Raw genomic sequence first — 26,528 nt, 5'->3', positions numbered from 1 at the left:
GGTAAGCCTAGGCTTACCGTTTATCAAAATACAAATTTACGCGGACTTTGTTAAGGCATTAACTGGTCTTGATCAGCACCTTCTTTTTCAACTTCTGTTGGCATCATGTCTTCTTTACTGATCCCTAAAGCAAGCGCGATAGAGCTCGCAACATAAATTGATGAATATGTACCAATTACAACACCAAACAATAACGCAGTGGCAAAGCCTTTAATTAGCTCACCGCCAACAAACAACAAGGCCAACAACACTAGAGCTGTCGTAAATGATGTAACCATAGTACGGTTAAGCGTTTGCGTTAACGAGATATTGATAATTTCTTCTGCTTCACCTTGACGTATCTTTCGAAAGTTTTCTCGGATTCGATCGGATACAACAATAGTATCGTTAAGTGAATAACCGATTACGGCTAACACAGCAGCTAATACCGTTAGGTCAAATTCAATACCTAGGGCACTAAATAAACCAACCGTAATAATAACGTCATGTCCTAACGCGGATACCGAGCCTAACGCAAATCGCCATTCAAAACGAAGAGCAACATAGATTAGGATACATAATAACGCCGTTAACATGGCTAAACCGCCCTGTTCTCTAAGTTCACCGCCCACGCTCGGGCCAACAAACTCGATTCGACGCATTGTCGCTGTATCGTCCATAGCAGTTAACGCTGACATGATCGTATCTCCGATCATTTTAGAGTCAATTTTTTCACCTACTGATTCGCCCTCAGCATGTAATCTTGGTGCAATTCGGATTAATACATCACGACTTGAGCCAAAGTTTTGTACCGTAGCGTCACCAAAGCCGTTTTCATCCATAACTTGACGGACTTTTGTTAAGTCAGCACTTTGCTCAAAAGAAACTTCGATTAAGCTACCACCGGTGAAATCAAGGCCCCAGTTTAAACCTTTTGTTGCAAATGACGCGATTGAAGCGACAATTAATAAGATTGAAAACGCCGACGTTATGCGGCGAAGCGACATAAAATTAACTGTTTCTGATAAATTTAAAAGTTGCATATTAATAATCTCGCCGAGTTATATCGAAAGTTTTTCGATTCGTTTACCACCCCATGTTGCGTTCACGATTGCACGTGTCCCAACAATGGCAGTAAACATGGAAGTAGCAATACCAATGGCTAACGTAATCGCAAAGCCTTTAATTGGTCCAGTACCTATAGCAAACAATATAACCGCAGCAATAAACGTTGTGATATTGGCATCGGCAATTGTCGAGAAAGCACTGTCATAACCATGATGAATCGCCTGTTGAGGGCTACGGTTATCTTTCAACTCTTCTCTTATTCTTTCAAATATAAGTACATTGGCGTCAACTGCCATACCAACGGTTAATACGATACCCGCAATACCAGGAAGGGTTAGTGTTGCGCCTGGGATCATAGACATTACACCGATGATCATAACTAAGTTTGCAGCTAGTGCGACGTTTGCAACAAGACCAAACTTTTTGTAATAAACCAGCATAAACAGTAAAACTAAGCCAAAGCCTAACATTACGGCATTAAAACCAGCATCGATATTTTCTTGACCTAAACTTGGACCAACCGTACGTTCTTCAACAATTTGAATTGGCGCAATTAGCGCACCCGCACGTAACATCAAGGCAAGGTTATGTGCTTCTGATGACGAATCCAAACCGGTAATAACGAAGTTACGACCTAAACGCGCTTGAATCGTTGCAACACTAATAACTTCTTCATATTTTTTAAGAATCGAAACGCCATTTTTGTCTTTTACTTCAGTTGGCTTGTATTCGATGAACACAACAGCCATTGGGTTACCAATGTTGTCTTTTGTCATCGCCGACATTTTATTGCCGCCTTTTGTATCTAATGAAATACTTACCTGCGGCATTCCGTATTGATCAAATGAACTTTGTGCGTCAACTATGTGGTCACCCGTAAGTCTTACTTTTTTCTCAAGTAAAACAGGTCCCTGTTTCTTACTGTCATATAGTTTAGCTTTTGGTGGAACACGGCCGTTCATAGCAGCGCCAATATCACCGTCTTGATAAACCATTTTAAATTCTAATGTCGCAGTGGCGCCTAAAATTTCTTTCGCACGTGCAGTGTCTTGTACACCTGGTAATTGCACAACAATTCGTTCTTGCCCTTGACGTTGAACTAAAGGTTCAGCTACGCCGAGTTCGTTTACACGATTACGAATAATAGTAATGTTTTGGTCAACCGCGTAATTACGCGTTTCTTTGATTTTTTGTTCCGTCATTGAAACTAACAAGTCAGGTTCACTTGTTTTGCTATCTTCAATAACGACAAGATCCGGATATTTTTTCTCGATAAAGCGACGGGCGTCGTCTAATTCTTCAGCTTTTCGAATCTGAACTCGGACAGCTTCACCAGAACCGGTTTGCGCTATACGACGATAATAAATTTTCTCTTCACGAAGGTCAGCTTTAAAGTCTTCTTCCATTTCAGTGAATTTTTTATTCATGGCTTCTTTCATGTCCACTTCCATAAGGAAATGCACACCACCACGTAAGTCAAGACCAAGCTTAAGTGGACCAGCACCAAAGGCCTGTAACCATCCAGGTGTTGCAGGAGCAAGGTTTAACGCTACTACAAAGCCGTCGCCTAAACTATCGCCAATCGCTTCTTTCGCTTTTAATTGATCATCTTCACGCTTAAGTCGAACCAAAATACGACCTTCAGCCAATTCTGATTTTTTATATTCTATTTTGGCTTCATCTAACTTAGCCACAACAGTGTCTAATACTAACGCATTAACTTCAGCGCCACGGACGCCAGATACTTGGATGGCGGGATCTTCGCCGTAGAGATTTGGTGCAGAATACAACCCGCCGATAAGCAGTACCAACACCACCATGACGTATTTCCAGAGTGGATACTTATTTAACACGTTAAGACCCTTTTATAATTATTATCGTTAAATGAAAAAGCCCGGCTAAGCCGGACTTAACAACTACTAAATTGATTTTATTGTGCCTTTAGGCAGAACAGAATTAATTGAGCCTTTTTGAACCATTACTTCAATACCTTCCGCAAGTTCAACACGAACGAAGTCTTTATCGTCAGCAACTTTAGTGATTTTACCAATCATGCCGCCAGCCGTTAAAACTTCATCGCCTTTTGCAAGTGACGATACTAGGTTTTTATGTTCTTTTACGCGTTTAGCCTGTGGACGGTAGATCATGAAATAAAAGATCACACCGAAAATTAACAACATGATCAACATGTCAGGTCCTGCAGCTGCAGCTGGAGCGCCGCCTTCGGCATATGCGTTAGAAATGAATAAACTCATGGATTTCCCTTAATCTCTTTAATAATTTTTACAATGAAATTCTATATAAGGACGAAACAGCGTTTATACAATGCCTCGTCCACTAATTTTAAGCTATTTGTTTAACCCTTCATCCGACATTGGCGGAACAGGTAAATCACGTAATGCGTAAAACTCAGCAACATATTCATCTAGTCGATCGTTTTGAATTGCATCACGTAAGCCTTGCATTAATCGTTGGTAATAACGAAGGTTGTGGATCGTATTTAAACGAGCGCCCAAAATTTCGTTACATTTGTCTAAGTGATGTAAATAAGCGCGGGAATAATTACCACAGGTATAACAATCACATCCAGCATCAAGTGTGCCCGTATCGTCTTTATGACGTGCATTACGGATCTTAACAACACCGTCAGTAACAAATAAATGACCATTGCGAGCATTTCGAGTTGGCATTACGCAGTCGAACATATCAATACCACGTCTTACCGCTTCAACGATATCTTCAGGCTTTCCAACCCCCATTAAATAACGAGGCTTTTGTTCTGGTAATTTGTAAGCCGTAGTATCTAAGATATTTATCATATCTTCTTTAGGCTCACCAACCGACAATCCACCAATGGCGTAACCGTCAAAACCTATTTCTTCTAGACCCGCTAGTGAAACTTCACGTAAGTCTGGGTACATGCCACCTTGCACGATACCAAACAATGCCGCTTTGCTGTCACCGTGTTCTTCTTTAGAACGTTGTGCCCATCGTAATGATAATTCCATTGACGTTTTAGCTTCTTCAACTGTCGCTGGATATGGCGTACATTCGTCAAAAATCATCACAACGTCAGCGCCTAAATCGCGTTGAACTTCAATTGAACGTTCTGGCGTTAACATAATTTTTTCACCGTTAATTGGTGAACGGAATTCCACACCGGCTTCAGTTATCTTGCGCAAATCGCCTAAACTAAATACCTGAAAACCACCCGAGTCTGTCAGAATTGGTTTTTGCCAATTCATGAAGTCGTGTAAATCGCCGTGTTTACGAATAATTTCAGTGCCTGGACGTAACATCAAATGGAACGTATTGCCTAAACAAATATGAGCACCGGTATCTAATAATTCGTCGGGTGTCATCCCTTTAACCGTACCGTAAGTACCGACCGGCATAAACGCAGGAGTTTCTACCTCACCGCGATCAAACTTTAATTTACCACGGCGAGCTTTGCCGTCGGTGTTGATCAATTCAAATTTCATCGTTGGTCTCTAAAATGACAAGCACTATTTAGCTTGATTAAGTCTTCTAAAATTGCGCGCATTATATCTGAGTTCTTAGTAAAAATCCCTATTGAATAATCAACTAGGTGAATTACAATGGCAACTTCTGCCAAATGGAAGTCAGCGCACGCTGCATGGGCATGTCTCCAAGGAACCGCGCCAGGTTATTTTAATCTGTATAGAGATTTAGGAGTCATAATGTCTACCTCAATAATTGCCGACATCATTGGTATGTGCGGCACTTTTTCGATTGTTCTTGCCTATTTCATGATCCAATTGGATAAAATGGATCCCAAAGGCGTGATCTACAATTTGCTTAATTTGGTTGGCGCAATCTTGCTGCTGATTAGCCTTTGCATTAATTTTAACTTAGCGAGTTTTGTCATTGAACTGTTTTGGATAGCAGCGTCTTTGGTTGGATTGTATAAATATTTTAGAAAAGGCCGAGTGCAAGTCTAAATGGTAAAGCGGTTTTCCGCTCTACCATTTTCTTTCATCAGCTATGGAACCGTTTTTTTAGTTAAGAACATCGCGTCACCGTAACTAAAAAATCGGTATTCATTTTCAACCGCTAAGTTATAGCCATTCAAAATATGTTGTTGACCAGCAAAAGCAGACACCAACATGATCAAGGTTGACTCAGGTAAATGAAAATTAGTGACCATCGCATCAACTATTTTAAATTCATATCCAGGATAAATAAAAATATCTGTTTCGCCAGTTAGAGGTTTTAATTGCGAATATTGACCCGTTTGCATCTCTGACTTCCAAGCCGCCGATTCAATTGATCTCACCGACGTTGTCCCGACCGCAATGACTCGTTTTCCATTCGCTTTAGTTTTTTGAATTGCTTCAACAACCTCTGCCGACACATCTGCATATTCAGCATGCATTTTATGGTCGGTCACCGTATCAACACGAATCGACTGGAACGTTCCAGCGCCTACATGTAAAGTAACAAACTCAGTTTGCACACCTTTTGCGGCTAATTCCGCTAATAACCCTTCAGTAAAATGCAAACCAGCCGTTGGTGCAGCAACCGCACCTGGCTTTTCGTTATAAACCGTCTGATAACGTTCCCTGTCAGATTCGGTGTCCGGACGGTCAATATATGGTGGCAGTGGCATATGCCCTTTTTGTTCTAAAACCTCAAGAACTGTGGAGTCTGTAAGAAATCGCAATTCAAATAAATCATCGTGCCGCTGGATCATTTCTGCCCGAACGTCCTCTTCTAGAATAAGAATAGTCCCGGGCTTTGGCGCTTTACTGGCTCTGACATGCGCTAAGACAGAAGCTTCGTCAATCAATCGTTCAACTAAAATTTCAACTTTTCCGCCAGATTCTTTTTTGCCATACATCCGGGCTGGAATAACACGAGTATTGTTAAAGATAAGTAAATCACCAGGTTCTACCAACGACACGATATCAGAAAATACCCTGTGGTTAACCTCGCCCGTATTGCCATCTAACACCATTAGTTTGCTACTACTGCGTTCACTTTTAGGTGCTTTGGCAATTAACTGCTCGGGTAAATCAAAATGGAAATCGGCGACTTGCACATCTAACCTCAAATAGTTGGTAAAATTCGCGATATTCTACCAGTCTTTAATAGAAATCCCCAACTTGTGGTACTTATCTTATTCACGACTTGTTTAAATTCTCGTTTCTTTATAGAGTAAAGGTCTTTTTAGGCACAGATGCGTTAAATGAACGCGTAATATAAAGGTTGTAATTTCGTGGATCGTAAACTTCCCCTACTACTCATTACATCTGATCCTAAAAATCGTGTACAACTAAGTAGTCGAATCAGAAGTTTACAACTGTTTGATATCCATACTGTTGAAAACAGCACAAGTGCAATTGAAAAGTTAAAAAATAATAATTTTCACTTTATCATTTCAGATATTGATATCGGTGATGTTGATGGTTGGTGTCTATCAAGTTTAATTCGATCGGACATTTACGTATGCGACCGTAAAATTCCTATCGTATTGTTGACCGACACTCACAGTGAACGTATTGCCGAAGCCACAGCTAAAGCATTTGGTATAAACGCGGTATTAACTAAAAGTGAAACATCTAAAGTAAACGAAATCTTAGCCGACGCGTTTTCTCTCTCATTACCGATCAGTAGTAAAATGACCGCCTTAAATGTTATGGCGGACAAAAGCTTAGCGTCGGAAATCGAATTACTTATTGATTCAAAATTTGAGACCTTCACCGTTCCAAATGCCAAAGATGGCTTGGCTATTCTCCGCCAACAAAACATTGACTTTCTAATCGTTGATAATGCGCTGCCGGAAAACACAGCGTCAGAATTAATCAAAGCTGTACATCAAGAACTGCCAGAAATTCCATGTGTCGTTATCGTTCCTAGGAACGATATTGAAGTTGCCGAATATTACATGATCCATGGCGCAAGTGACTTTATCTACCGTCCTTTAAATCCTTCCCGAGTCCTTAATATTTGTGAACGGGCTGCGCGACGCAATGACTTTATGATCAGCAATAATCAATTTGCGCAAAAAGTATCGCAGCTAGAACAAAGTGAACGGAAATTTCGCGACCTTTTTGACGAGCATACAACCCTTCTAGAGAACTTGAGTTCTGTTGTCATTGAATTAGATAAAGACGGTAAAATAAAATTCCTGAACAAAACCTGGTGCAGTTTAACTGGGTTTTCGATTGAACGATGTATTGGCAAAAACTTACTCGAGTTTATTGAAGTTGATGAATTAGGCGCTGTCAGATTCACCGCCAAAATCAACAGCATGTTGAAGTTGAATCAAACATCCTCTACCGAAGAGGTCAAAATTAAAACGGCTTACAATTACAATTTGTGGGTTGAGATTAAGCTGCATAAAATAATTAAAAATGGCGTAACGTCAGGTTTAAGTGCAACAGTTGATAATATTCATGATCGTAAAAAAGCAGAAGAAAAATTAAGTCACCTTGCATTACACGACACGTTAACTGGTCTCTATAATCGATATTACTTTGATACGCAACTGAGTCGGTTGACACTCCTTGCGTCACGCGGAGATGACAGCCACTGTTTGCTCTACATCGACCTTGACCACTTTAAAGTAATTAATGATACAGAAGGTCATCAAACGGGTGATATGGTCCTTCGAGAAGTGTCTCAGATACTTTCGCAACGCCTTAGACAGTCAGACATTTTATGCCGAGTTGGTGGTGATGAATTTGTTATCCTGTTGTCCAGTACAACAATGGAAAACGCAAAAACGATTGGCAATAATATTTGTAAGCAAATATCCGATACCCATTTTCAATTTTCCAACAACACCTATAAAATCAGCGCCAGTATTGGTCTGTCAGAAATAGACGGCCACAGCACAGCGCCTGAATACCTCCGACAAGCTGATATCGCTTTGTATGTGGCCAAGAATAAAGGCCGAAATCAAATTCATTGTTTTGCAGAAGATGACGTTGAATCGACAATGCAATTCGACAATATGAAATGGGTACACCGGCTACAAGATGCTGTTATTAATGACAATCTAATACTGCACTTCCAGCCAGTTTGGGATCTTGAAGAAAACAAAGTGGCCTACTTTGAAGCGTTGGTCAGACTGCAACATGGCGATACGTTAACTTATCCAAACGAGTTTATTCCTGCGCTTGAACGTGCAGAGGACATTAGTTTTCTCGATCATCAAGTGATTAACCAAGCATTAAAATCCCTGAGTAGTAACCCTGAATTACACCGTGTGGCCATTAACCTTTCTGCACATGCTTTTTCAGATGAACGCTTAGCGCCACTTATTGAATCAAAACTAAAAAAATACAATGTCGATGGTCATCGAATTATATTCGAACTCACTGAATCAGCCAGCTTAACTAATGTAAGTGGCACAAGGCGGATGATTGAGACCATAAGCGCGCTAGGTTGTGAATTTTCCATAGACGATTTTGGTACGGGCTTTAGTACGTTTGCTTATTTGAAAGAACTGCCGGCACACTCTGTTAAAATTGACGGTAGTTTTGTTAAAGACATGAACAATAATTCGGTTGATAAAACTCTTGTAAGTGCTATTGCAGAAGTCGCAACCGCGTTAGGTAAGACATCCGTCGCGGAGTTTGTTGAAAACGCCGATATCTTTGACGAGTTGTTGAAAATGGGGGTTCGATATGCCCAAGGATATTACATTAGCCGACCGTTACAACTTGATGACGTTAAAGACTTTCAATTCGCACACAATAAAAAAGCCACTTAATAAAGTGGCTTTTTTTATCCAAATAATTTTTAAATTATCTGTCTTTAATTGCTTTGGCTATCTCTGAATCTCCGTGACCATTGGCATTTGCCCAATCTAAATCACCTGAATCAGCAAAATGTGATGCTGGCATACGTTTAACGATAAACTCGCCCGCGCCTTGAGCATTTTTTGTCATTGCGTAACGAACCAAGTTCTCTCCGCCACAAGTTATGCCGTCATAGATATGGCGTAGTTTTACGCCGGCTTCTTTTAACTTCTTACGGACACGTGATTTGTTATCAGTTGCAACGTTATCGCAAAATCCTGCAAGCACTGAAGCCATATCTGCAGACTTGGCTGGAGTTGAAAACGCAATTCCACCTAAAATCAAAGAAACAGACAATAGTGTTGTTACAAACTTCATAAACATTCTCGCTTTTTTATTATTATTAAGGACATTACCACAGAATTATTGTTATTCAAGTCTATGTTTTGTCAATTTAAGGAAAACCCCTAATCCTTTACAAGAGTAACAAACTGATAAGGATAGCTATTCTTCTCGTCAGGGAGGTGGCTTTCTTTGTCCACTTCCGTCCAACTACCGACGGTTTCCCAATCTGGGAATTGTGTATCACCATCATTAATCGTTAAATCGATCAAAGTTAGATACAAGGTCGACGCTAATAATAAATAGTGTTGGTATATTTTACCACCCCCAATGATCATTACTTCAGCTTCTTTTTCAACCAAAGTGAGCGCATCTTCAGGTGAATGTACAACATCGACCCCTTCATGCGTCCAATCTTTATTACTAGTGACGACAATATTTTGTCTACCCGGCAGTGGTCGGCCAATTGAATCAAATGTCCGACGCCCCATAATGACCGGTTTACCAAGCGTTATCGATTTAAAATGCTTTAAATCGGCAGGCATATGCCAAGGCATGTCATTATCTCTGCCTATTACCCTATCGTGGGCCATCGCGGCAATTAATGAAATCTTAGTCACGCGGCTTTCCTAATCTCAATTATGGCTTGTAGATGACTTCAACATCGTAGTCATCTTCGTTCCAATCTTCATCGTCTTCGTCATCTGCATCACCTGCAGCCGCTTCCAACGCTTCTTCATGGTAACTATGCCACTGGAATTCAACTTTCTCATCTTCATCCGTAACAATTTCTCTCGGCATATCTTCTAACGCGTCTGACAAATCGTTGCATAAATCTTTTGTATTTTGACCTGTGGAAGCTGAAATCTGGTAAACAGGCCCATCCCACTCCAAGCGTTCTACGATAGATTTACAAAGCTCGTTTGCTTCTTCTTCTGACATCAAGTCAATCTTGTTAAAGACTAACCAACGCGGTTTGCCTGCAAGTTTTTCGCTGTACTGTTCTAATTCACCAACGATAACTCGTGCATTGTCGACTGGATCAGAACCATCAACAGGTAAAATATCGACTAAATGCAACAGTACGCGACAACGTTCTAAATGGCGGAGGAATCGGATCCCTAAGCCAGCGCCATCTGCAGCACCTTCAATTAGGCCAGGTATATCCGCAACAACAAACGAGTTACCCGCACGGACAACACCTAAATTTGGAATAAGTGTGGTAAATGGATAATCAGCGACTTTCGGTTTAGCTGCTGAAACTGACCGGATGAAAGTCGATTTACCAGCGTTTGGTAAACCTAACATACCTACGTCAGCTAATAACAACAGTTCCATTTGTAGGTTTCTAACTTCACCTGGCGTACCATTGGTTTTTTGTCGAGGTGCACGATTAACGCTACTTTTAAAGCGCGTATTACCTAATCCGTGGAATCCACCTTTGGCCACCAATAACTTTTGACCGTGTTTGGTCAAGTCACCAATGATTTCGTCTGTGTCTAAGTCTCGAGCGCGAGTACCGATTGGTACTGACAATATGCAATCTTCACCACGTGAACCTGTGCAATTTCTACCCATGCCATTTTGGCCACGCTGGGCTTTATGAAAACGCTCAAAACGATAATCTACAAGGGTATTGAGTCCTTCATCTGCGAGTAAAAACACATCGCCACCATCGCCACCATCGCCGCCGTCTGGACCACCATTAGGTACATATTTTTCACGACGGAACGAGATCGCGCCGTTACCGCCATCACCAGCGTCGACTTTGATTTCTACTTCATCTACAAATTTCATTTCGCAATTAACTCTTGTTGTTCTAAAGCGCCTACCTATCACTATATCTCGGGATGGGTAAAGCTGCCACTATTCTAGTATGTATGCATTAGAAATAAAAAACCCCGCATAAGCGGGGTTTTAAAATACTTTACAGTTACTGATATTATTCAGCAACAATGCTCACGTATTTACGGTTAAGTGGACCTTTAACGTCAAACTTAACTTTACCTTCTGCAGTAGCAAACAATGTGTGGTCGCGGCCCATACTAACGTTTGTGCCAGCGTGGAATTTAGTACCACGTTGACGAACGATAATATTACCGGCTAATACTGTTTCTCCACCAAAACGCTTAACACCTAAACGTTTGCTTTCTGAATCACGACCGTTACGAGTACTACCACCAGCCTTTTTATGTGCCATTTTATAGTTCCTCTACTAATTAAGCGTTAATGCTTGTAATTTTCACTTCTGTAAACCACTGACGATGGCCAGCTTGTTTACGTGAATGTTTACGACGCTTAAATTTAACAATTTTTATTTTCTCACCACGACCGTGAGAGACAACTTCAGCTGTGATTTTACCACCAGATACTAATGGCGCACCAACCTTTACATCGTCGCCGTTAGCAACTAACAACACTTGATCAAACTCGACTGCAGAACCAGTTTCTACGTCTAGTTTCTCAAGACGAATGGTTTGGCCTTCAGCAACACGGTGTTGTTTACCACCACTTTGGAATACCGCGTACATATTACTCCGTCTCCTGTGCGTTCTTCGCACAATTTTAATCTGTAAAACAGGGCGCGAATTCTAAATGAGATGCAAAATAGACGCAAGCACTAATTACGTTTAAATGAATAAAAAACGACATTTAATTACTAAATCAGATAAAAGCGGTAGATTGCCCATTTAAGTTTACTTATTTTATGATGATTTAGATTTCTTAATCTATTTTGTATTTAGATAATGTGTGTACTCAGGTACACTTTGCCGCAAGTTGAATTAAAATTTTAAAGCAGTTGATGGAAATTCAGAAAATCATCGAACTTGCCAGTCCCGACATGCAAGCCGTAAATCAGTGTATCGCGTCTCAATTAAAGTCAGATGTCGCGTTAGTTAACCAATTAGGTGTTTATATCGTTAATAGTGGCGGTAAACGCATTCGCCCTATGTTAACCGTATTAGCCTCGCGAGCGCTGGGTTATGAAGGTGATAACCATTCTACTTTAGCGGCCATAATTGAATTCATCCATACCGCAACATTACTCCATGATGATGTTGTCGATGAATCTACGATGCGCCGTGGCAAAGAGACCGCCAATGAAGTGTTTGGTAACCAAGCAAGTGTACTTGTGGGTGACTTTCTTTATACCCGCTCGTTTCAAATGATGGTTAGCTTAAAATCCATGCGTATTATGGATATTTTAGCCAATGCGACCAATGAAATTTCAGAGGGCGAGGTTTTGCAGTTAATGAACTGTAATGATCCAGACACCACTGAACAAAGTTATTTTGATGTCATTTATGGTAAAACCGCACGATTATTTGAAGCGGCAACGCAACTCTCGGCTATTATTGCAGGTGCAGATGAGGCAACTGAACAAGCGATGCAAAAATATGGCATGCATTTAGGTACGGCATTTCAGCTAATTGACGATGTAATGGATTACACTTCAGAAGCCGGCGACATGGGTAAAAATACCGGTGATGACCTAGCAGAAGGGAAACCGACTTTGCCTCTGCTATACGCCATGTGGAATAGCACAGGTGCACAATCTGAACAAATTCGTCTTGCGATTCAAAACGGTGATGGCCTGCCCCACCTCTCAGACATCATAGCAACGATGGAACAAACCGGTGCCTTAGAATATACGAGAATAAAAGCCGAGAAAGAAGCAGACAAAGCGATAGAGCAATTAACCTGTTTAGAAGAGTCTGAATTTAAGCAAGCGCTTATTTCTTTAGCACATATCTCCGTTCATCGAACGAATTAACTTCTTACCATTAGTTCCACTTTACGATTGTGTGGCCAATTTATTTAGTAAATTGGTCACGTAGTAATAAAGCAATATCACATAAATAGACTTTGCTTAGGTATGACTTAGGCATAAACGGTGGACTGAACCCGTATCAAAGCAGTAATTTTACCGCCTACTGAATAATAAAAAACCGCTTAAGGGCTAAGCCCCAAAGCGGTTTTTTGACGATATTTTAAGTTTAATTACGCGTTAACGAAATCTTCACCTAGTTTAATATCACCACGTAAGCCTTCAATCATTTCAGCTTTACATTTTTCTTCATATTCACTTAAGTCGCCATAATGAAGAATTTCTTGAACACCGTTTTTACCAATTAATACTGGCTGTGCGAAGAAACGAGCATCAGAACCGTCACCTTCAACATATGTGTATTCAAATACGTCTTCTTCGCCGTTAAGCGCGTCTACTAAGCTTAGTGCAAAACGTGCTGCTGCTAGACCCATAGACAAAGTAGCAGAACCGCCACCCGCTTTGGCTTCAACAACTTCTGTTCCTGCATTTTGAATACGGTGAGTTAATTGCTCAATTTCTTCTTGAGAGAACTCTACGCCTTCAACTTGAGAAAGAAGAGGTAAAATTGTTGTACCAGAGTGACCACCAATAACAGGCACTACAATATCTTCACAATCCAAACCTTTAACTGCAGCAACAAACGTTTCTGCACGAATAACGTCTAGTGTCGTAACACCAAACAATTTCGCTGGGTTGTATTTACCTTTTGCTTTTAACGTTTCAGCAGCAATTGCAACTGTCGTATTAACAGGGTTAGTGATAATTCCGATACATGCTTCTGGTGCATGGTCAGCAATACCTTCAACCAAGTTTTTAACGATACCTGCATTGATGTTGAACAAGTCAGAACGATCCATACCCGGTTTACGTGGAACACCAGCTGGGATCAATACAATGTCTGCACCCGTTAACGCCTTATCAAGGTCGTCTGCCCCAAACCCTTCAACTTTTACAGAAGTTGGGATGTGGCTCAAGTCAACAGCAACACCTGGAACAACCGGTGCTACGTCGTACAATGCTAATTCAGAACCTTGTGGTAACTGAGTTTTTAGTAATAAAGATAGAGCCTGACCGATACCACCAGCGGCACCTAAAACTGCAACTTTCATGTATTTCTCCAGTTTAATTGGTTATAGAGTACGATTTCCGGCAAACCATACTTAAATATGAGTAAAAACTCAAATAGCAATTAGTATTATAGCGGCAAATGAATTATTATTTATTTGTTAAATGTGGGGGAAAATATTTACATGAGTCAAACCAAACAAGAAGAGCTAATAAAAGCGTTCAAAGCATTACTAAAAGAAGAACGTTTCGGATCGCAAGGCGATATCGTTGACGCCCTAAAAGCTCAAGGATTTGACAATGTAAGTCAATCTAAAGTCTCAAGGATGCTGACTCGATTTGGCGCTGTTAGAACCCGTAATGCCAAACAAGAAATGGTCTACTGTTTGCCTGCAGAGCTTGGTATGCCTACCGCTAAGAGCCCTCTTAGACAATTAGTGCTCGATGTAGAACACAACGAGTCTATGGTTATAATCCGAACCAGTCCGGGCGCTGCGCAGCTCATTGCTCGCTTACTCGATTCAGTTGGAAAAGCCGAAGGTGTGCTTGGAACAATCGCCGGCGACGATACTATTTTCATCGCACCATTGAAGGTAAGTGAGATTGAACATACCCTAACAAACGTGAAACAATTGTTTGAAACTGTCTAGATAACTAGCCAAAAATAAAAAAATCCGCATATTTTCATGCGGATTTTTTATAAGTAATTACTTTAAACTAATCTTCGTTTATAGATCCGATCTTATGAATCGAAAGATCTGCACCAACAAATTCGTCTTCATCTGTCATTCTTAGAGCAGAGAATTTGTTAACCAAACCGTAAACAATTCCACCACCGACTAACGCAATTGTAATACCAGCAAGTGTACCGATAATTTGAGCTGTCAATGATACGCCACCTAAACCACCGAGCGCTTCACTACCAAATATGCCACAGGCAATACCGCCCCATGCACCGCAAACGCCATGCAATGGCCACACACCTAATACATCATCAAACTTAAACTTGTTCTGTACATAGGTAAACAACCAAACAAATAAGCCACCAGCAATCAAACCGACAAACAATGAACCGATTGGATGCATGACATCAGAGCCTGCACAAACCGCCACCAAGCCCGCTAATGGACCATTGTGAATAAAACCAGGGTCATTTTTACCAAAATACAAAGCAGCTAATATACCACCGACCATCGCCATTAATGAGTTAACCGCCACAAGGCCTGAAATACCATCCAGTGTTTGTGCTGACATCACGTTGAAGCCAAACCAGCCGATACTTAATATCCAAGCACCTAACGCTAAAAATGGAATGTTAGATGGTGCAAATGCCACAAGTTTACCGCCACGTATTCGGCCTTGTCGCATTCCCAACATTATAACAGCGACAAAGGCTAACCAACCACCTACACCATGGACGACCACAGAACCTGCAAAGTCATGAAACTGAGCGCCGGTTAACGCTTCTAACCAAGCCTGAAAGCCCCAATTGCCATTCCAAATAATCCCTTCAAACGTTGGATATACCACACCAACTATCAACGCGGATGCGATTAAAAATGGATAAAAACGACCACGTTCCGCAATACCGCCCGACACGATAGCTGGAATTGCTGCCGCAAACGTCATTAAAAAGAAGAACTTAACTAAATCATAACCATGGTTTTCTGATAACGTCTGAGCACTCGCAAAAAAGGTCGTATCGTACGCTAACCAATAACCAACAAAAAAGTAAGCTACGCATGATACGCCAAAATCAGCCATGATCTTAACCAACGCATTAACTTGGTTTTTGTGTCTAACCGTACCAACTTCTAAAAAGGCGAATCCGGCATGCATGGCAAAAACCATTATAGCGCCGAGTAATATAAATAACGTGTTAGAGCTTTGGACTAATGTCTCTACTGCACTATTAATTTCTTGCATTTTGTCTAACCCTATATCGCTTCGTTGTTTTCTTCACCAGTACGGATCCGCACGACACGGTCGACATCAATTACAAAAATTTTGCCATCGCCAACTTTGCCAGTTCTGGCTGTATTGGTAATGACATCAATGCAGCGCTCCACATCGTCACTGTTGACAATCATTTCAATTTTTACTTTTGGTAAAAAATCGACCTGATATTCAGCGCCTCGATACATTTCCGTATGCCCTTTTTGGCGTCCAAACCCTTTTACTTCAGTGATCGTCATGCCGACGACTCCTACTTCTTGCAGCGCAAGACGAACGTCTTCTAAACGGAACGGCTTTATGATTGCTTCAATCTTTTTCATTTTTACACCATGTTGATTGCATATTTATTTTGAAAAAGAGCCTAAATATTCACAGTTAAATATGCAATAGTTACAGGTGAGTATTGGTCACTTATATGGATGAAATCTTTTCACCCATATAAAAGCCGAATGATAGTGTCTAGGGAGACTGGCGCGAAAGACTAGATTTAGAGAGAGCCTTGGTTTACCAAAAAGTCCACTGAAGGTGCAAAAAAGGCTGCCCCCGTTTCTGCAGTTGTATAATTTAACAAGTGGTCATAGTCCCCATCATCATTACCGACGACCATATTTGATAAGATCGCAGAAAACGCATCAGGGTCAGCGCAATACGAGATAAACAATAATCCCTGATGGCTTAAATCACCATAGGGCATACTTTGTCTCATTAACTCTCGCGTTTTTCCTTCTGCATTTTTGACATTTGATCTTTTCACATGCGCGGTTAAAGGCATATCTTCCGCTGAAAATTCTTTGTCATCCATTTTTGTCCGACCAATGATCAACTCTTGCTCCTGGGTTGGTAATTTATCCCAGCGATTAAGGTGGTGGCGATAGCGTTGAACATGAACAAAGCTGCCAGCAGTGAACTTGCCGGCATCTGCTAGTAATGCAATTTCACGACGTTTTCTGCCTTTTGGATTTTCGGTACCATCTACAAAGCCTGTTAAATCACGACCGTCTAGATAGCGAAAACATGGCACCTGTTCGATTAGTTCTATGGTTTCACCAAATAAAGTTAAAATACGGCGACTCGCAATATAGTTCACATCTTGGCGGTCAGAACGAAGTTGAATAAACAAATCCATTGGCGACGCCGGCATTTGTCTGTCGTCTTGCCCCATTGCCGGAAATGGTTTTAAACCAGGGGGGATATCATCTGGGTAAAGTTCTTGCCAAAAACTTGCACCAATCGCAATAACTCCACTGAACATACCTTCGGAAAACTGTTCAGAAATTTCGTCAAAGATTTTCGGTAGTTGGCTTAGCGCTTCTCTAATTACGGGCTCGTAACCTTCATGTGCATTAAAAAACAAATGCAATCCATGTAAATTTGCTTCAGTACAAATGCCCCATTGTTCTCTCGCCATTATTCACCTCTTCATTTGTATTAACGCATTCTACTCTGAAATACACTTAAGCTTAATAAAAACAATAACCTTATGTCCTAAATTTCAACTATAGATAACTCTCTTTTATTATATAACCACAAATTTGCCTTTTTAAATTGAAAAACACCTTAACCGCCCTTATTATTTACAAACCGACCGGTCTGTACCTTAAGTGGAATAGTTAGAAAACAATTAATGTCCAAATTTATTATCATAGTTACTCTCATCTTCAGTTTATTTTTTAGCCACTCAGGTCACGCTGTGGAGAAATTTGTTGAATTGCAAACAGGCTCATTAATGGGAATGGCACATATTTCGTTTGGTCTAACGCTCCATAAGAATCACAACTTTTCCATTGGCATTGGTTTTGTACCAGAGCTAGACAGCCACGAAGAAATGACGCTAACGAGTTTAAAATATCGCTATGAAGGTGATACTCGTATTGAAAGCGAATTGTTTGGTACGTCTATAACAATTAGTCCATTTAACTTTGGTTTGGCAAGTCTAATTGGTCACCAAGACGAAATATATAAGAAAAGCCCAGATTACCTGCCCGATGGCTATTATTTCCCTACGGCAAAACGCGTTATTTTTAACTATCAGACAGTTGTTTCTTTCAATTCAGACCTGCAAGTTTATATGGATTGGAGTGTGCTAGATGTTGGCCTGATAAATTACGTTAGAAATTTTGAATTTTATAATGACAATTACGACGCCTTTGGTTTGGAAGGCATCGTAAGTTATGGCTTTGGTATAAGGAAACGATTTTGAATTCAATTATGAATATTGTCGCCTCAAACGGCTATAATTATCTTCGTACAGCCTTAATTGCTGTAGCAACAACACTCATTTTGGTGGGCTGTGATTACGAACTTTCGCCATGGCAAACCGACGTCTATTGCCCGGGTCAATCCGTTGATGAAAACCTTGCGTTGATTAAACAGATTGAACAAACCAAACAAATCGGCGATTCATTTAAAGTTGCATTATTGGGCGACCCACAACAATTTCCAGAAGATTTTGACGAAACGATAAAATTGTTAAACACCTATGCAGAAGTCGATTTTATTATTCTATTAGGTGACTTAGTCGAAACTGGATTAAAACAGGAGTTTGAGTGGACATGTAAAGCCATGAATCATTCAAACAAACCTATTATTCCAGTAATCGGTAACCACGACTCATTATCTTATGGGGTCGATATTTGGCTTCAAACGTTTGGTGAGTACGATTTTACATTTTCATATTTAGGGACGAAGTTTGTTGCCTACAACGACAACCAATACGAATTTGAAGACGTGCCAGATCTAGACTGGTTAGAGCAAGCTTCAGCAATTTCTGACGACGAAACACGGCTACACACCATTGGTATGTCACACATCGAACCTTGGGGAAGAGCCCCAGATCTAAGCCAGTTCTTGGCTAAAAATGGGTTTGATCAAATGCTTCATGCCCACAAACACAAATTTGCTTATTACCAGCGAGAAGAAGTGGGCTTGCCTCACTTTATAACCGCCGATACTCAAGATGTTAAATTTGCCATCATGACGGTTACACCAGATACAATTACAATTGAACAATGCGATCCTGTCTGTTTACCGGCCGAAATTGAAATTAGGTAGGTTTTTCTCTATCTCACTAAAAATTAATAAAAAAGTCACATCTTAGAAACAAAACAGAAATAAAAATGAAATATTTTATTCACATTGAAATATTTCTGTAACATTTGTGCTATTTAATACCGTCAAATATTTCAAGACGCCGATTTTGCGTCTAGGATTAAGTTAAACAACTTCCTTGATATAGGTATTAAAATGAAAATATTGCGACCAATCATCGCCGTTGCTGCCCTAAGTGCACTGACAAACAGCGCATTTGCTGCTCAATTTACGACTGACGTTTACGGTAAAGTTAACGTTACCGTACAAAACTCAGATGGTGAAACTGAATTAAAAAGCAACTCATCTCGTTTTGGCCTAAAGGGCTCTGAAAAGCTTAAAGGCGGCTTGGAAGTGTTTTACAAATACGAAATTCAAGTTGATGTGGCAGATGAATCTACAACAGAAAACTTAAAATCACGTAACCAATATATTGGTCTTAAAGGCTCGTTTGGTGAGGTTATTTTAGGCCGCAACGATACTGTCTTAAAGCAGTCTCAAGGAAAATTTGACCTATTCTCTGACTTAACTGCCGATATAAAAAATGTAGGCTGGAAAGGTGAAAATCGCATTAACGATTCAGTAACCTATAAAACGCCTAAAGTTAATGGCTTCCAGTTTGGTGCAAGTTATTACATCGATGAAGAGAACGACGATTCTGCGACATCGCTTTCGGTGACTTACGGTGACAGCGCCCTGAAAAAAGGCAAGTACTATGCAGCCGTTGCGATGGACAATGAACTAAATGGCTACAACGTAACTCGACTAACGGGCGGAACTAAAGTCGGTTCAGTTAAACTTGGTGCTATGTTCCAGACTCAGGAAAGTGTTGATACCGGCATCGAAAAAGATGGCTTTATGGTCAGTGCTGAGTATCTAATGGGAGCCTATAACTTAAAAGGTCAATACCAAACCTTAGAAGATGATTCTGGCTTTACCGTCGGTGCGGATCGTAAATTAGGTAAAAATACCAAAGCATTTGCGTTTTATACGACATTTGGTTCAGATGATGATGCTTCTGGAAGCAACAAAAATTACTTAGGTTTAGGTCTAGAACAAAAGTTCTAACTTGCCTCGATGATAAAAGCTTCAGCAACCCTTTTATACGATTTGCTTATGCTTTAATTAGAAATTCAAAAACCGCGGTTAACCCTGCGGTTTTTTTTGTTTATGTCATTAGCTAAACAAAGCTAGTGATCTTGTCTCTATTTAAGAACCGAGTTTATCGCAGCAATCAAGTTATCAGGATCATCTGTACCTAAGCTAATTGTAGTGCCATCTTTTAGTTTTAGCGCAATCGCCTGTGTCCCTGATACCGTATATAACCAGCCCGTTGGAATGTATCTGATCCCTAACCCGTAGTACCATTTAGTTGTGATCAAACTTACTGAATCCACTGCTTCTAACGGCAATGACTTACGCCAAAAGCCAGGGCCAAAAGACCACCTAATAACGTCAGAATCTACGTTGATATTAAGAGAGTGGAACAGAAAAGCGACAGGCGCTAGCACCAAAAACACTGGCCAACCTATATCTGCTTTTTTTTCAATCGCCATAAAAAAGACAAAACCGAAAATCCCTGCCATTACAACCAACAATGCCGTACCGATTTGTTTATGTTGATAGTGCATTTAACATCCTCACCGTTTATTTATCACCCATAAGGTTATTGTACTGTATAGCAAACACACCAATTTGCTTATCTAAAATTCAACCAATAAAACAAGCTTTACCGCAAATATCTACATTTTTTTGCTAAGGTGCGTTATCACCTAATCCGCCATCTTATCGCCCGTAAGGAAAATATGAATGTTTGACACGTTACTTCGATTCCGTTGGCTAAGTCTTATCGGTCTGCTCGCGTTGTGCTTACCGTTTGCACTTTTTGCCCACGGTGTTGATGAGAGTACCCGGGCATTCTTGCAACAACATTCGGGAGTGCAGTTTATCCCGTTTTTGTATATCGGCGCTAAACACATGGTAACAGGCTATGACCACTTATTATTTCTAGTTGGTGTACTATTTTTCATCCATAAAAGTCGCGATGTATTATTGTATGTCAGCATGTTTACACTTGGGCATAGTTTAACTTTGCTCTTTGGCGTTCTAAATGACATTCAAATAAACGCCTATTTAATCGACGCGATTATTGGCTTGTCAGTTTTATATAAGGGCTTTGATAATTTAGGCGGCTTTAACGCGTTATTTGGAAAATCTCCTAATCCTCAACTGGTCGTTCTCATCTTTGGCTTATTTCATGGTTTTGGATTAGCCACCAAACTGCAGGAATTCCAACTACAGGATGAAGGTTTAGTGATCAATTTGTTAGCGTTCAACCTAGGTGTTGAATTGGGTCAATTTACCGCATTAGCGTTTATCTTATTGATAATTAATACGTGGCGAACACATCCGAGTTTTATCCGATTTGCCAAATATACAAATGGGTTATTGATGAGCGCTGGCTTTATGCTCTTCGGCTTACAGTTAACTGGATACTTTATTTAGTTGGGCTTAAAAGTGTAACAATAATTATTAATTCAATAATGCCATATTGAAAAAAGAGAGTTAAATATGCAACAAACAGTTTTATTATCAACGCCAGCTTTAATTAAATACACATTGTTAAGCTTTATTTTTGCAGCGGCTGTATTACTGATCATTATTCTTCCTGCAGAATATAATATTGACCCAACCGGGCTAGGTGAAAAATTAGGGCTAACGGTATTTACTCAAACTTCGACAAATGCCATTAACACAAACTTAAAACAACCTGTCCAGAACGCAACAAATAAACCGCCGGTCACCATAGAAGTAATTGTGCCAGCTGGACGTGGCGTTGAATACAAGTTTGTAATGACGCAATATCAAAAACTAAACTACGAATGGCAAACCAACGGCTCTTTACTGTACTTCGATTTGCACGGCGAACCCAAAGGCGATACTACGGGCTATTTTGAAAGTTACGCGATTGCGACATTAGAAACGATGAAAGGCAGTTTTACCGCCCCTTTTTCCGGTTCACATGGTTGGTATTGGAAAAATACCACTGATAAGCCCGTCATTGTGACCCTGATTGTTGAAGGCCAATACATATCACATCGCCTAAAATAGTCATTTAGTTTCATCCAAAAAGTTCTAAGTTATTAAATGACATAACAATTTTATGATTGTTTCTATTTAATGATCGTTTAATGTCATTTTTTTATTACCCCTAAGTCTTTTGTCATATTATTGTCATATACTTATTTAATACTGTATTCACAGTAATTATTCCAATTTTATGAATAGAAAATGACAAATAAAATATTAGTAATTGAAGACGAAGCACCAATTAGAGAAATGTTAGCTTTTGTACTTGAACAAAATGGCTATGAAGCACTTCAAGCCGAAAGTTTTGAGGAAGCCCAAAAGTATTTAATAGACCCTTCACCTGTGCTTATTTTACTCGATTGGATGTTACCCGGTGCCAGCGGCATCCAGATTGCTAAAACGCTGAAACAGCAGGACTACACCAAAGACATTCCAATTATAATGTTAACAGCCCGCGGCGAAGAAGAAGATAAGATCCGAGGTCTAGAAGTAGGCGCGGACGATTACATGACCAAGCCATTTTCACCAAAAGAACTCATGGCCCGTATTAAGGCGGTGTTACGCCGTGTTTCACCGACTTCAATTGAAGATTCAGTGCAGGCTAATGGACTGGTTTTAGACCCAGTTTCACACCGTGTAACGGTAAACGATGAACGAATTGAGCTTGGTCCAACAGAATTTAAATTACTGCATTTTTTCATGACGCACCCAGAACGGGTTTACAGCAGGGAACAATTATTAGATCATGTCTGGGGTACAAACGTTTATGTTGAAGATCGTACAGTTGATGTACAAATACGACGTTTGAGAAAAGCCATGGGCGACGTTAATCATATGATCCAAACGGTTCGAGGCTCAGGATATCGGTTTTCAGCTAACAACTAAGGATTTAAATGATACAACTGCCAAAAATTAGGGATATTGTTGTAAAGGTAGCGTTAATATTGTTGCCTTTTATCCTAATCGGAATGGCCTTCGGGTATGTCTACCAAGCCATAGCTATTGGTTTATTGTCGATTATTATTTGGCATTACTTTCATCTTCTAAAAGCCATTCATTGGCTGTGGTACGACAATAATTCTGCCCCGTATAATGCCAAAGGCGCTTGGGCACTACTTTTTGATGGCCTGTTTCAGTTACAACGTAAGCACAAACAAAAACGCAAAGAGTTAGGGTTGTTAATCAAACGGTTTCGCAAAGGCGCGGAATCATTGCCAGATGCCGTTGTTGTTTTTACCACTGATAGAACCATAGTTTGGTGTAATACGTTAGCCCAAATAATGATGGGCTTCAAAATGCCAAGTGATATTGGCAACCGTCTAGATAATTTTCTCCGTCATCCTGAGTTTATTCACTATCTAGAACAAAAAGAATACGACGAACCATTTGAGTTCTCTTCACCGCTAAATGAACACATCACACTCGAATGTAGAATCGCCCCGTTTGAAAAAAATCAGTGGACGTTAATTGCCCGCGACGTCACTCAACTTAGACTCATGGAACAAATGCGGAAAGACTTTATCGCCAATGTGTCGCATGAACTCCGAACACCATTAACGGTTATGCGCGGCTATTTAGAAATGTTACCTAATGACGAAGCGCCATCGATGGGAATTTGGCCACAAGCGCACAAGATGATGAGTGAACAGTCCCAACGAATGGAAGCATTGGTTGAGCAGCTAATGACATTAACACGTTTGGAAAACGCCCAGCCAACACAATATGCCAAACCCACCGACGTCCCTGCACTGTTGGAAAAAATACAGTCTGACGCAATTGCGCTATCGAACAACCAACATGAAATCACCTTAAATATCGACAAATCATTGTGGATGTTAACTGACAAAGAGCAACTCCGTAGTGCCTTTTCTAATTTGATATTTAATGCCGTAAAGTACACACCTGCCGGCGGAAAAATAGAAATAGAATGGCTCAGTGACGACAAAGGCGGTGCTAAATTTTGTTGTAAAGACAATGGACAGGGAATTGCACCGGAACATATTTCAAGACTAACAGAACGTTTTTATCGAATTGACGAAGCGCGTACACGAGATAGTGGAGGTTCAGGTTTAGGCTTGTCTATCGTCAATCGTATATTAAAAATTCATGACAGCAAACTTACCATTACGAGTCGTCGACAAGTTGGTAGTCAATTTGGCTTTGTCATTAATAAAAAATTCATCTGCCCGCCTGAAAGCCAATAACGATAGGAGATTTCATGCCCAAACGGCTATATGAAATCTCTTTCAAACCCGCAAAAACGAGTTTATTACAAATTAAAGACACTTTATTTAAAACGTCGTTTGCCAAGCGTTAAAAGATCATTTGGCACGTTATTTTCTAACAATAACGAATTTTACAAAATAAATACTTATTATATTTCAGCAACTTACACCTCATTAGCATTTAATTACCAGAATAAATGACACATGTAATAAAGATGTCACATTTCATCTCTACTATGGCCAACATTGAAAAGTAAAACATAACCTTTCGGGTAAAAACTTATCCAACGTCAGGTAAAACAGATTATTTAATCGGAGCAAAAAATGAAACTTAAAGCACTTGTTGGCGCACTTGGTTTTACGTTAGCCACGTTAGTATCGACCTCTGCGGTAGCCGTAGACAAAGACATCCCTACTTACCAAAAAACCAGTGGTATATCTGGCAATTTATCTACTGTTGGTTCTGATACATTAGCTAACATGATGACCTTTTGGGCTGAAGAATTTAAGCGTTTATACCCGAACGTTAACATTCAAATTCAAGCAGCTGGTTCATCAACAGCGCCACCAGCGTTAACGGAAGGTACGTCAAACTTCGGTCCAATGAGCCGTAAAATGAAGTCTAAAGAAATCGAAGCATTTGAAAAACGTTTCGGTTATAAGCCAACACCTATTCCAGTTGCAATCGACGCGTTAGCGGTATTTGTACATAAAGACAACCCGATTAAAGGGCTTAAAATATCTGATGTCGACGCAATATTTTCATCAACACGTAAATGTGGCGCACCACAAAATATCGACCGCTGGGGCGATTTAGGCCTGACAGGTCAATGGGCTGCAAAAGACGTTCAGTTATTTGGTCGTAATTCAGTTTCTGGAACTTACGGTTACTTTAAGAAAAAAGCGCTATGTAAAGGCGATTTTAAAAACAACGTGAATGAACAACCTGGTTCAGCATCTGTCGTCCAGTCAGTATCATCTTCGCTTAACGGTATTGGTTATTCAGGTATCGGTTATAAAACGTCTGGTGTACGTGCTGTTGCACTTGCTAAGAAAGGCACAAACTATGTAGATGCGAACATGGAAAATGCGGTTAACGGTAAGTACCCACTATCTCGCTTCTTGTTTGTTTACGTAAACAAGCACCCAAACAAGCCTCTTTCTCCAATGGAAACTGAGTTTGTAAAAATGGTGTTATCTCAAACAGGCCAAGAGATTGTTGAAAAAGACGGTTACATCCCTCTTCCAGCAAAAGTTATCGAGAAACAGCTTAAAGTACTTGGTCTTAACTAAACGTCATAAACGTTAGATAGTTTCCAAAACAAAAAAAGAGCACTTAATGTGCTCTTTTTTGATCGCATTACAATAATCTATTTGTAATCAAACCTTAACTTGCCAACTCCAAATCCACCACGATATCTGTGGCTAATTCTTCAAGCGCTTCTGCGATCACATCTGCGTCCAAACCTACCGGAAGTTCGACTTTTGCGACTGCATGAAACAAGCCTCCGCCCCAGTTAGGCGCACTTTGGCGACTCGACGTAAAGTTCACTATGCTGGCACCTTTATGCTGAATTATTTCAGATAATTCGCGAACAATTCCTTTACGATCATTACCCGTGATCACAAACTCAATTTGTTGGTTTTTGTCACTTTCACTACCCGTACCGTCGTGAACATCTATTTTTAGATCGTCCATTTGTGACAATGCAGAAGTTAAATCACTTATAAACTCTTCAGCAACTTCAACTTCAACAACACCAGCAAAATAGCCCGATAAATGAGACAAGTTACTCGCAAGCCAATTGCCATGGTTCTCTACTAAAACATTTGATAGGTTCTGTACTAACCCAACTTTATCTTTACCGATTACTGTTAACACAAGCTTCTTCATATCTTGGCCACTTATTTTCTTATTATTTGGGAAGAGTATTGTCAACAAATCAAAAAAAATCCAGCACTATGCCCAGATAAAGTGCAATCAAATTGTCTAATGTATATTATTTAATCATATTTATTTCTCTATCATGACCCCCGTTTCCTTCTTATGTCACATAACTGTAACAATAACGAAATATAATACGCAGCAACTAATCTAGGGCAGGTAATTAGTAT

Annotated in this window: 28 protein-coding genes; 12 read left to right on the top strand and 16 right to left on the bottom strand. The window is 40.1% G+C overall.

The window, feature by feature from the left end:
- Positions 1-50: 50 nt before the first annotated feature.
- From secF to tgt, 4 genes are all read right to left on the bottom strand, one after another.
- Positions 51-1,022 carry a protein translocase subunit SecF gene (secF, locus tag KO525_RS18315; RefSeq protein ID WP_215965284.1) on the bottom strand — a complete coding sequence of 324 codons (972 nt, stop codon included), beginning with the start codon at positions 1,020-1,022 and terminating at the stop codon, positions 51-53.
- Positions 1,023-1,040: 18 nt separating this feature from the next.
- Complete coding sequence (secD, locus tag KO525_RS18310) at positions 1,041-2,900, bottom strand: protein translocase subunit SecD (protein ID WP_215965283.1); 1,860 nt, start codon at positions 2,898-2,900, stop codon at positions 1,041-1,043.
- 66 nt (positions 2,901-2,966) lie between these two features.
- The gene (yajC, locus tag KO525_RS18305) at positions 2,967-3,302 is read right to left on the bottom strand and encodes a preprotein translocase subunit YajC (protein WP_215965282.1); all 336 of its coding nucleotides are present in this window, start codon (positions 3,300-3,302) and stop codon (positions 2,967-2,969) included.
- A gap of 93 nt (positions 3,303-3,395) precedes the next feature.
- Positions 3,396-4,529, bottom strand: a complete 1,134-nt coding sequence (tgt, locus tag KO525_RS18300) for a tRNA guanosine(34) transglycosylase Tgt (protein WP_215965281.1) — start codon at positions 4,527-4,529, stop codon at positions 3,396-3,398.
- 219 nt (positions 4,530-4,748) lie between these two features.
- On the opposite strand from tgt, the gene KO525_RS18295 reads away from it, so the two are divergent.
- Positions 4,749-5,009, top strand: coding sequence for a hypothetical protein (locus KO525_RS18295; protein ID WP_215965280.1), 261 nt, complete (start codon positions 4,749-4,751; stop codon positions 5,007-5,009).
- A gap of 41 nt (positions 5,010-5,050) precedes the next feature.
- Here KO525_RS18295 and queA read toward each other — a convergent pair whose 3' ends face one another.
- A complete protein-coding gene (gene queA, locus KO525_RS18290) occupies positions 5,051-6,109 on the bottom strand; it encodes a tRNA preQ1(34) S-adenosylmethionine ribosyltransferase-isomerase QueA (RefSeq protein WP_215965279.1) in 1,059 nt (352 codons plus the stop codon).
- 177 nt (positions 6,110-6,286) lie between these two features.
- Between queA and KO525_RS18285 the strand changes: the two genes are divergently transcribed.
- Complete coding sequence (locus KO525_RS18285; RefSeq protein WP_215965278.1) at positions 6,287-8,788, top strand: EAL domain-containing protein; 2,502 nt, start codon at positions 6,287-6,289, stop codon at positions 8,786-8,788.
- A gap of 34 nt (positions 8,789-8,822) precedes the next feature.
- Here KO525_RS18285 and KO525_RS18280 read toward each other — a convergent pair whose 3' ends face one another.
- The 5 genes from KO525_RS18280 to rplU form a co-directional block, all read right to left on the bottom strand.
- Positions 8,823-9,194 carry a DUF3718 domain-containing protein gene (locus KO525_RS18280; protein ID WP_215965277.1) on the bottom strand — a complete coding sequence of 124 codons (372 nt, stop codon included), beginning with the start codon at positions 9,192-9,194 and terminating at the stop codon, positions 8,823-8,825.
- Positions 9,195-9,283: 89 nt separating this feature from the next.
- Entirely contained in the window at positions 9,284-9,778 is a 495-nt protein-coding gene (folA, locus tag KO525_RS18275) for a type 3 dihydrofolate reductase (RefSeq protein WP_368668259.1), read from the bottom strand.
- A 19-nt stretch (positions 9,779-9,797) separates the two neighbouring features.
- Positions 9,798-10,955 (bottom strand): Obg family GTPase CgtA, encoded by a 1,158-nt coding sequence (gene cgtA, locus KO525_RS18270; RefSeq protein ID WP_215965276.1) that lies wholly within the window; start codon positions 10,953-10,955, stop codon positions 9,798-9,800.
- Positions 10,956-11,100: 145 nt separating this feature from the next.
- Positions 11,101-11,358 (bottom strand): 50S ribosomal protein L27, encoded by a 258-nt coding sequence (gene rpmA / locus KO525_RS18265; protein ID WP_215965275.1) that lies wholly within the window; start codon positions 11,356-11,358, stop codon positions 11,101-11,103.
- A gap of 19 nt (positions 11,359-11,377) precedes the next feature.
- Entirely contained in the window at positions 11,378-11,689 is a 312-nt protein-coding gene (gene rplU / locus KO525_RS18260) for a 50S ribosomal protein L21 (protein ID WP_215965274.1), read from the bottom strand.
- A gap of 272 nt (positions 11,690-11,961) precedes the next feature.
- On the opposite strand from rplU, the gene ispB reads away from it, so the two are divergent.
- A complete protein-coding gene (ispB, locus tag KO525_RS18255; RefSeq protein ID WP_215965273.1) occupies positions 11,962-12,933 on the top strand; it encodes an octaprenyl diphosphate synthase in 972 nt (323 codons plus the stop codon).
- Between the two features lie 227 nt (positions 12,934-13,160).
- Here ispB and mdh read toward each other — a convergent pair whose 3' ends face one another.
- Positions 13,161-14,099 (bottom strand): malate dehydrogenase, encoded by a 939-nt coding sequence (gene mdh / locus KO525_RS18250; RefSeq protein ID WP_215965272.1) that lies wholly within the window; start codon positions 14,097-14,099, stop codon positions 13,161-13,163.
- Positions 14,100-14,240: 141 nt separating this feature from the next.
- On the opposite strand from mdh, the gene argR reads away from it, so the two are divergent.
- Positions 14,241-14,705 (top strand): transcriptional regulator ArgR, encoded by a 465-nt coding sequence (gene argR / locus KO525_RS18245; protein ID WP_215965271.1) that lies wholly within the window; start codon positions 14,241-14,243, stop codon positions 14,703-14,705.
- A gap of 67 nt (positions 14,706-14,772) precedes the next feature.
- Here argR and KO525_RS18240 read toward each other — a convergent pair whose 3' ends face one another.
- The 3 genes from KO525_RS18240 to KO525_RS18230 all read right to left on the bottom strand — a co-directional run bounded on the left by KO525_RS18240 (position 14,773) and on the right by KO525_RS18230 (position 17,419).
- Positions 14,773-15,981 carry an ammonium transporter gene (locus tag KO525_RS18240; RefSeq protein WP_215965270.1) on the bottom strand — a complete coding sequence of 403 codons (1,209 nt, stop codon included), beginning with the start codon at positions 15,979-15,981 and terminating at the stop codon, positions 14,773-14,775.
- 11 nt (positions 15,982-15,992) lie between these two features.
- Positions 15,993-16,331, bottom strand: coding sequence for a P-II family nitrogen regulator (locus tag KO525_RS18235; protein ID WP_215965269.1), 339 nt, complete (start codon positions 16,329-16,331; stop codon positions 15,993-15,995).
- 167 nt (positions 16,332-16,498) lie between these two features.
- Complete coding sequence (locus tag KO525_RS18230) at positions 16,499-17,419, bottom strand: Dyp-type peroxidase (protein WP_215965268.1); 921 nt, start codon at positions 17,417-17,419, stop codon at positions 16,499-16,501.
- A 216-nt stretch (positions 17,420-17,635) separates the two neighbouring features.
- Here KO525_RS18230 and KO525_RS18225 point away from each other — a divergent pair, with 216 nt between their 5' ends.
- The 3 genes from KO525_RS18225 (at position 17,636) to KO525_RS18215 (ending at position 20,166) form a co-directional block, all read left to right on the top strand.
- A complete protein-coding gene (locus tag KO525_RS18225) occupies positions 17,636-18,211 on the top strand; it encodes a hypothetical protein (RefSeq protein WP_215965267.1) in 576 nt (191 codons plus the stop codon).
- Positions 18,208-19,062: a metallophosphoesterase gene (locus tag KO525_RS18220; RefSeq protein WP_215965266.1), complete on the top strand. Its 855-nt coding sequence runs from the start codon at positions 18,208-18,210 to the stop codon at positions 19,060-19,062. The genes KO525_RS18225 and KO525_RS18220 overlap by 4 nt, the downstream gene beginning before the upstream one ends.
- Before the next feature lie 192 nt (positions 19,063-19,254).
- A complete protein-coding gene (locus tag KO525_RS18215; RefSeq protein WP_215965265.1) occupies positions 19,255-20,166 on the top strand; it encodes a porin in 912 nt (303 codons plus the stop codon).
- 137 nt (positions 20,167-20,303) lie between these two features.
- On the opposite strand, the gene KO525_RS18210 is transcribed toward KO525_RS18215, so the two are convergent.
- The gene (locus KO525_RS18210; protein ID WP_215965264.1) at positions 20,304-20,729 is read right to left on the bottom strand and encodes a hypothetical protein; all 426 of its coding nucleotides are present in this window, start codon (positions 20,727-20,729) and stop codon (positions 20,304-20,306) included.
- Positions 20,730-20,907: 178 nt separating this feature from the next.
- Here KO525_RS18210 and KO525_RS18205 point away from each other — a divergent pair, with 178 nt between their 5' ends.
- The 5 genes from KO525_RS18205 (at position 20,908) to KO525_RS18185 (ending at position 25,706) form a co-directional block, all read left to right on the top strand.
- Positions 20,908-21,603 (top strand): HupE/UreJ family protein, encoded by a 696-nt coding sequence (locus tag KO525_RS18205; protein WP_215965263.1) that lies wholly within the window; start codon positions 20,908-20,910, stop codon positions 21,601-21,603.
- Positions 21,604-21,669: 66 nt separating this feature from the next.
- Positions 21,670-22,209, top strand: coding sequence for a hypothetical protein (locus KO525_RS18200; protein ID WP_215965262.1), 540 nt, complete (start codon positions 21,670-21,672; stop codon positions 22,207-22,209).
- Between the two features lie 180 nt (positions 22,210-22,389).
- Complete coding sequence (gene phoB, locus KO525_RS18195) at positions 22,390-23,073, top strand: phosphate regulon transcriptional regulator PhoB (protein ID WP_215965261.1); 684 nt, start codon at positions 22,390-22,392, stop codon at positions 23,071-23,073.
- Between the two features lie 8 nt (positions 23,074-23,081).
- The gene (gene phoR / locus KO525_RS18190; RefSeq protein WP_215965260.1) at positions 23,082-24,392 is read left to right on the top strand and encodes a phosphate regulon sensor histidine kinase PhoR; all 1,311 of its coding nucleotides are present in this window, start codon (positions 23,082-23,084) and stop codon (positions 24,390-24,392) included.
- A gap of 345 nt (positions 24,393-24,737) precedes the next feature.
- On the top strand, positions 24,738-25,706 hold the full coding sequence (locus KO525_RS18185) for a PstS family phosphate ABC transporter substrate-binding protein (RefSeq protein ID WP_215965259.1): 969 nt from the start codon (positions 24,738-24,740) through the stop codon (positions 25,704-25,706).
- Positions 25,707-25,800: 94 nt separating this feature from the next.
- Here the strand turns inward: KO525_RS18185 and KO525_RS18180 are convergent, their stop codons facing one another.
- On the bottom strand, positions 25,801-26,307 hold the full coding sequence (locus tag KO525_RS18180; protein ID WP_215965258.1) for a glycine cleavage system protein R: 507 nt from the start codon (positions 26,305-26,307) through the stop codon (positions 25,801-25,803).
- Positions 26,308-26,528 lie beyond the last annotated feature (221 nt).

The sequence above is a fragment of the Psychrosphaera sp. B3R10 genome (genome assembly GCF_018861025.1).
Lineage (GTDB): Bacteria > Pseudomonadota > Gammaproteobacteria > Enterobacterales > Alteromonadaceae > Psychrosphaera > Psychrosphaera algicola.
The sequence above is the reverse complement of the archived record's forward strand: the minus strand, read 5'-3'. Positions and strand labels throughout refer to the sequence as shown.

What these genes read in the sequence shown, in the direction of transcription:
- secF (WP_215965284.1), bottom strand. Translation starts at nt 1,022, where the DNA reads ATGCAACTTTTAAATTTATCAGAAACAGTTAATTTTATGTCGCTTCGC.
- yajC (WP_215965282.1), bottom strand. Translation starts at nt 3,302, where the DNA reads ATGAGTTTATTCATTTCTAACGCATATGCCGAAGGCGGCGCTCCAGCT.
- tgt (WP_215965281.1), bottom strand. Translation starts at nt 4,529, where the DNA reads ATGAAATTTGAATTGATCAACACCGACGGCAAAGCTCGCCGTGGTAAA.
- KO525_RS18295 (WP_215965280.1), top strand. Translation starts at nt 4,749, where the DNA reads ATGTCTACCTCAATAATTGCCGACATCATTGGTATGTGCGGCACTTTT.
- KO525_RS18280 (WP_215965277.1), bottom strand. Translation starts at nt 9,194, where the DNA reads ATGAAGTTTGTAACAACACTATTGTCTGTTTCTTTGATTTTAGGTGGA.
- cgtA (WP_215965276.1), bottom strand. Translation starts at nt 10,955, where the DNA reads ATGAAATTTGTAGATGAAGTAGAAATCAAAGTCGACGCTGGTGATGGC.
- rpmA (WP_215965275.1), bottom strand. Translation starts at nt 11,358, where the DNA reads ATGGCACATAAAAAGGCTGGTGGTAGTACTCGTAACGGTCGTGATTCA.
- rplU (WP_215965274.1), bottom strand. Translation starts at nt 11,689, where the DNA reads ATGTACGCGGTATTCCAAAGTGGTGGTAAACAACACCGTGTTGCTGAA.
- ispB (WP_215965273.1), top strand. Translation starts at nt 11,962, where the DNA reads ATGGAAATTCAGAAAATCATCGAACTTGCCAGTCCCGACATGCAAGCC.
- mdh (WP_215965272.1), bottom strand. Translation starts at nt 14,099, where the DNA reads ATGAAAGTTGCAGTTTTAGGTGCCGCTGGTGGTATCGGTCAGGCTCTA.
- argR (WP_215965271.1), top strand. Translation starts at nt 14,241, where the DNA reads ATGAGTCAAACCAAACAAGAAGAGCTAATAAAAGCGTTCAAAGCATTA.
- KO525_RS18240 (WP_215965270.1), bottom strand. Translation starts at nt 15,981, where the DNA reads ATGCAAGAAATTAATAGTGCAGTAGAGACATTAGTCCAAAGCTCTAAC.
- KO525_RS18235 (WP_215965269.1), bottom strand. Translation starts at nt 16,331, where the DNA reads ATGAAAAAGATTGAAGCAATCATAAAGCCGTTCCGTTTAGAAGACGTT.
- KO525_RS18230 (WP_215965268.1), bottom strand. Translation starts at nt 17,419, where the DNA reads ATGGCGAGAGAACAATGGGGCATTTGTACTGAAGCAAATTTACATGGA.
- KO525_RS18225 (WP_215965267.1), top strand. Translation starts at nt 17,636, where the DNA reads ATGTCCAAATTTATTATCATAGTTACTCTCATCTTCAGTTTATTTTTT.
- KO525_RS18215 (WP_215965265.1), top strand. Translation starts at nt 19,255, where the DNA reads ATGAAAATATTGCGACCAATCATCGCCGTTGCTGCCCTAAGTGCACTG.
- KO525_RS18210 (WP_215965264.1), bottom strand. Translation starts at nt 20,729, where the DNA reads ATGCACTATCAACATAAACAAATCGGTACGGCATTGTTGGTTGTAATG.
- KO525_RS18205 (WP_215965263.1), top strand. Translation starts at nt 20,908, where the DNA reads ATGTTTGACACGTTACTTCGATTCCGTTGGCTAAGTCTTATCGGTCTG.
- KO525_RS18200 (WP_215965262.1), top strand. Translation starts at nt 21,670, where the DNA reads ATGCAACAAACAGTTTTATTATCAACGCCAGCTTTAATTAAATACACA.
- phoB (WP_215965261.1), top strand. Translation starts at nt 22,390, where the DNA reads ATGACAAATAAAATATTAGTAATTGAAGACGAAGCACCAATTAGAGAA.
- phoR (WP_215965260.1), top strand. Translation starts at nt 23,082, where the DNA reads ATGATACAACTGCCAAAAATTAGGGATATTGTTGTAAAGGTAGCGTTA.
- KO525_RS18185 (WP_215965259.1), top strand. Translation starts at nt 24,738, where the DNA reads ATGAAACTTAAAGCACTTGTTGGCGCACTTGGTTTTACGTTAGCCACG.
- KO525_RS18180 (WP_215965258.1), bottom strand. Translation starts at nt 26,307, where the DNA reads ATGAAGAAGCTTGTGTTAACAGTAATCGGTAAAGATAAAGTTGGGTTA.